Genomic DNA, 4,415 nt, shown 5'->3' with positions numbered 1-4,415 from the left:
AGTATCATGGTATCTGTAGCAATACTTGGAGGAAAAGCGAAAATCATTTCAGATACTCCCTCTACTGCATAAAACAAATGAGCTTCATCGAGATCACGTACTTCTGTCACTACATAGTAGACACCATCAAACTGTCCACTCTCTTCTATGGTCAAGATGTCTTTAGCACTCTGCACGATACAAAGTTTTGTATTATCTCGGTAAGGATCAGAGCAGATGGTACATAGTTCATCTTGACTCATGTTGTGGCATTTACTGCATTTTTGAATGGTATTTACCCCTGTCTCCAATGCATGAGCCAGTTTCATTGCTCCAAATCCATCTTCCATTACAGCATGATAGGCTAAACGTATCGCTGTTTTTTTACCGATAGAGGGTAAAGAACCAAAGGCCTCCACCAAATTCTCAAATGCCTCAATCTTGTAATTTTTCATTTAATCTCTTAAATAATCTGTTGCTTTAGAGTATTCAACCACTGACTTAATAAAAGTGACCACTTTTTGATGCTCTGGATGGATATCATAGGCATCAAGTCCTTCTTGACTTTCAAATACAGCAATAATACTCAGATCCATTGCCCTGTCAGCTTTAATAAAATTAATACCTACATCCATACTTCTTAAACTAGGAACCGCACCCATAAGATTTTCTAACATTTGTTTCGCTTGAATAATATTGGCTTTTTTGTTTTCTTCTTTAAACTTAAACATGACGATATGTACGAGCATACTGGACCTTTAAAACTGTTTTTGTGATTATAACTAAATTATGGTAGAATTCGCCAAAATTATTCCCAAAAATATGATGAATAAACTATGGAGCAATATCAATGACAGAATTAGATTATTATGAAGTACTTGAAGTAAGTAAAGACTGTTCAGGTGCAGAACTTAAAAAGTCATACAGAAAACTTGCAATGAAGTTTCATCCCGATAGAAACCCTGATGACAAAGAAGCAGAAGAGCAGTTCAAAGTCGTTAATGAAGCTTATCAGGTACTCAGTGATGAAGAAAAAAGATCTATCTATGACCGTTACGGTAAAGCCGGTCTTGAGGGACAAGGCGGCATGGGCGGTGGATTTGGCGGTGGAAACATGGATGATTTCATGGATATCTTCAACTCTATGTTTGGCGGTTCTGGCGGAGGATTTGGCGGTGGATTTGGCCGTACACGCAGAGATCCGGGCCAAAAGTATGCTTTGGACTTTGAGATAGAACTTCCATTAGAATTTCATGAAGCTGTTTTCGGTTGCGAAAAGAAAATAGACATTCGCTACAAAACACCTTGTGGTGATTGTGAAGGTACAGGTGCCAAAGATGCCAAACTAGAGACATGTGACTACTGTCAAGGTCAAGGTCAAGTACTGATGAGACAAGGACCTATGCAGTTTGCACAAACGTGTCCAAAATGTCATGGTCAAGGTCAAAGCATTAAAGAAGAGTGTGGAAGCTGTCATGGTAAAGGGTATCATGAAGAAGAGGATACTGTGACCGTAAATATACCTGCTGGAGTGGACTCAGGTAACCGTCTTAGAGCACAAGGTTACGGTAACGAAGCTAAAAATGGGCAACGTGGTGACCTCTACCTTACTTTCCATGTAGAAGAGGATGAGAACTTCATACGTAACGGAAATGATATTTACATAGAAGTACCAGTGTTCTTTACTCAGGCTGTACTCGGAGAAACCATCACTATCCCTGCACTTGATGGTGAATTGGAACTTGAACTTAAACAGAGTACAAAAGATAAAGAACAGTTCGTCTTTGATGGGGAAGGTGTGGCCGATGTACATGGTGGAAGAAAAGGCCGTCTCATCGCTCAAGTCCGTATGATACTTCCTAAGAAGATCAGCGATGAACAAAAAGAACTACTCGAAAAACTCCAAGAGAGTTACGGTGTAGAGAGCCGTCCACATAAAAGTACTTTTGATTCTGCATTTGACAGAGTTAAAAACTGGTTCAAAAACTAAATTTTCTCACTGGGCAGTACTTTTAAGGCTGCCCAATCCTCTTATACCCTTTTTATTTATATCTACATATCTTTAATTATTAATCAGAATTCATCTAATTCTATTTCTAAACGATAATTATTTTCCTTTAAGTTTAAAATCGTTATACTCTAAAAGGAAAAAAATTTTCCTTTATTTTAGTTAGAAAAGCGAAAGGGTATATCATGGCAAGAAAAGGTAATTCAATTATCAAGGGTGTAGAGATCAGTGAGATCATTACTGTACTAAATAAAGCATATGCGGATGAATGGTTAGCCTATTATCAATACTTTATAGAAGCAAAAGTCATCAAGGGTATCATGAAAGATGCTGCCATAGCAGAACTCACACAACATGCCGCCGATGAACTGAGACATGCAAACATGGTAGCAGATAGGATCCTCCAGCTAGGAGGAACACCTCTACTCCATCCACAAGAGTGGTTTACCCACACAAATTGTGGGTATGAAGAACCAAAAGATTTTGATGTTGTCAGTATACTTGAAGACTCTATCAAAGGTGAGCAGTGTGCTATCTCTGTCTATTCGCAATTGGCAGATATGACACGTAACAAAGATATCGTTACCTATGACATCGTATCAGAAATATTGGCGGATGAAGTAGAGCACGAAGAGGATCTCCAGGCACTTCATGATGATATCACTGAATTTATTGCAGATATCAAGAAAAATATAAACTAAGGAAAAAAAGAATGAGACAGTACGAAACATATAAATGCGACAAATGTGGAAATGAGATAGAAGTACAGGAAGTAGGTGGAGGAAAACTTACTTGCTGTGGAGAAGAAATGGTATGTACAACTGAAAATCTTACAGCTGTAAATCTTATGAAATCATTTGCTGGTGAGAGTATGGCAAGAAACAAATATGATCTTTTTGCCGATATTGCTGCAGAAGAAGGTTGGCACGCTATCTCCCGTCACTTCAGAGAAGCAGCTATTAATGAAATGTGGCATGCTAGAGCAGAATATAAAGCGTATCACAAAATGGTAGATGGAGAAGAACTTGAAGGTACATTAAAAAACCTTGAAACAGGTATGGAAGGTGAAAACTATGAACATACGGAAATGTACCCTAACTTCGCTGCTATAGCTGTAGAAGAAGGGCATAAAGAGATGGCACGTCTTTTTAATGCCATTGCCAAAGTAGAAGTAGAACATGAAAGAGAATATGAAGCGCTTAAACAAGCGATGATTGATGATGGGTTCTTTGAGAGTGAAGATGAAGAGTACTGGGTCTGTGAGGTTTGCGGTCATGTACACAGAGGTAAAAAAGCACCAAAAGCATGTCCATTATGTAAAGTAGGACAAGAGTATTTCAAACGTGAGCATCTTTACTAAACCATTGAGAAGAAGTGTTATGATATAACTTCTTCTAAGGCGTACATACCTTGTAATATATAAAGCTATTAACTTAGTCGATTACAAGGTAGCTATTTAATTAACCATGGAGTGGGTAGATGCAAGTATTTACCATGACTGAGATGTTACCTGCGTTCTTGTTAACATTATTTGCTGGACTTTCTACTGTTCTAGGTGCCATCATCGCTTTTTGGGGCGGTACAAAAAATACAAAATTCTTATCCATCGGACTAGGATTTTCTGCAGGGGTCATGATCTATGTCTCATTTGTAGAGATTCTTGTTAAATCTCAAGATGCCTTTACTTTAGAATTTGGAGAGATCATAGGTGAAAGCTTGGGTCTTGTTGCTTTTTTTGTCGGTATTGCTATCTCATTTATCATCGATCAATCAATACCTGACAATATCAACCCTCACCATTCACTTGATGTTGAAAACGCTATAGATAAAAATGATACCGAATCTCTACGTAAACATAGAGCACCACTATCACGTGTAGGTCTTTTTACAGCTATAGCCATTGCTCTACACAATTTTCCCGAGGGTTTTGCCACCTTTATCTCAGCATTAGATAATATGACCACAGGGATCGCCATTGCAATGGCGATCGCGATCCACAATATTCCAGAAGGACTTGCCGTGGCACTTCCTGTATATCATGCAACAGGGAGTCGTAGAAAAGCGTTTCTGTATGCTCTTTTTTCTGGCTTAGCTGAACCCATAGGAGCGATCATCGGATTTCTCATATTGGCACCGATCATGGGAGAATTGACATTGGGGATCACATTTGGTGTAGTTGCAGGTATTATGGTCTATATCTCATTTGATGAGCTACTTCCGGCGGCAAGAGTCTATGGCAACGACCATACTACTATCTTTGGACTGGTAATAGGTATGCTCATTATGTCTATAAGCTTAATTCTTTTTAAACTATGACGTTACTATTTGATGTAATACGACCTTAGAATCAGAGGATTCGATACTAGAGACTTCACTGCGATAGTCATATGCGATAACATAAACTTCATCTCCACTTTGTAAATAATTC

6 protein-coding genes are annotated in these 4,415 nt (G+C 38.5%); 4 read left to right on the top strand and 2 right to left on the bottom strand.

Annotated features, from left to right (window positions below; translation table 11 throughout):
- Both WBM70_RS02345 and WBM70_RS02340 read right to left on the bottom strand, forming a co-directional pair.
- Positions 1–434, bottom strand: a 434-nt coding sequence (locus WBM70_RS02345) for a recombination mediator RecR (RefSeq protein WP_424556909.1), incomplete at its 3' end; no start/stop codon positions are given.
- The gene (locus tag WBM70_RS02340; RefSeq protein ID WP_424556908.1) at positions 435–728 is read right to left on the bottom strand and encodes a Dabb family protein; all 294 of its coding nucleotides are present in this window, start codon (positions 726–728) and stop codon (positions 435–437) included.
- 101 nt (positions 729–829) lie between these two features.
- Here WBM70_RS02340 and dnaJ point away from each other — a divergent pair, with 101 nt between their 5' ends.
- From dnaJ to zupT, 4 genes are all read left to right on the top strand, one after another.
- Entirely contained in the window at positions 830–1,969 is a 1,140-nt protein-coding gene (dnaJ, locus tag WBM70_RS02335; protein ID WP_424556907.1) for a molecular chaperone DnaJ, read from the top strand.
- A 203-nt stretch (positions 1,970–2,172) separates the two neighbouring features.
- Positions 2,173–2,688 carry a ferritin-like domain-containing protein gene (locus tag WBM70_RS02330; RefSeq protein WP_424556906.1) on the top strand — a complete coding sequence of 172 codons (516 nt, stop codon included), beginning with the start codon at positions 2,173–2,175 and terminating at the stop codon, positions 2,686–2,688.
- Positions 2,689–2,699: 11 nt separating this feature from the next.
- A complete protein-coding gene (locus WBM70_RS02325) occupies positions 2,700–3,347 on the top strand; it encodes a ferritin family protein (protein WP_424556905.1) in 648 nt (215 codons plus the stop codon).
- Positions 3,348–3,466: 119 nt separating this feature from the next.
- Positions 3,467–4,303: a zinc transporter ZupT gene (gene zupT, locus WBM70_RS02320; RefSeq protein WP_424556904.1), complete on the top strand. Its 837-nt coding sequence runs from the start codon at positions 3,467–3,469 to the stop codon at positions 4,301–4,303.
- Positions 4,304–4,415: the final 112 nt, after the last annotated feature.

It is taken from the genome of Sulfurovum sp., from assembly GCF_049668085.1.
Classification (GTDB): Bacteria; Campylobacterota; Campylobacteria; order Campylobacterales; family Sulfurovaceae; genus Sulfurovum.
This window is presented reverse-complemented; position numbering and strand designations above follow the sequence as displayed.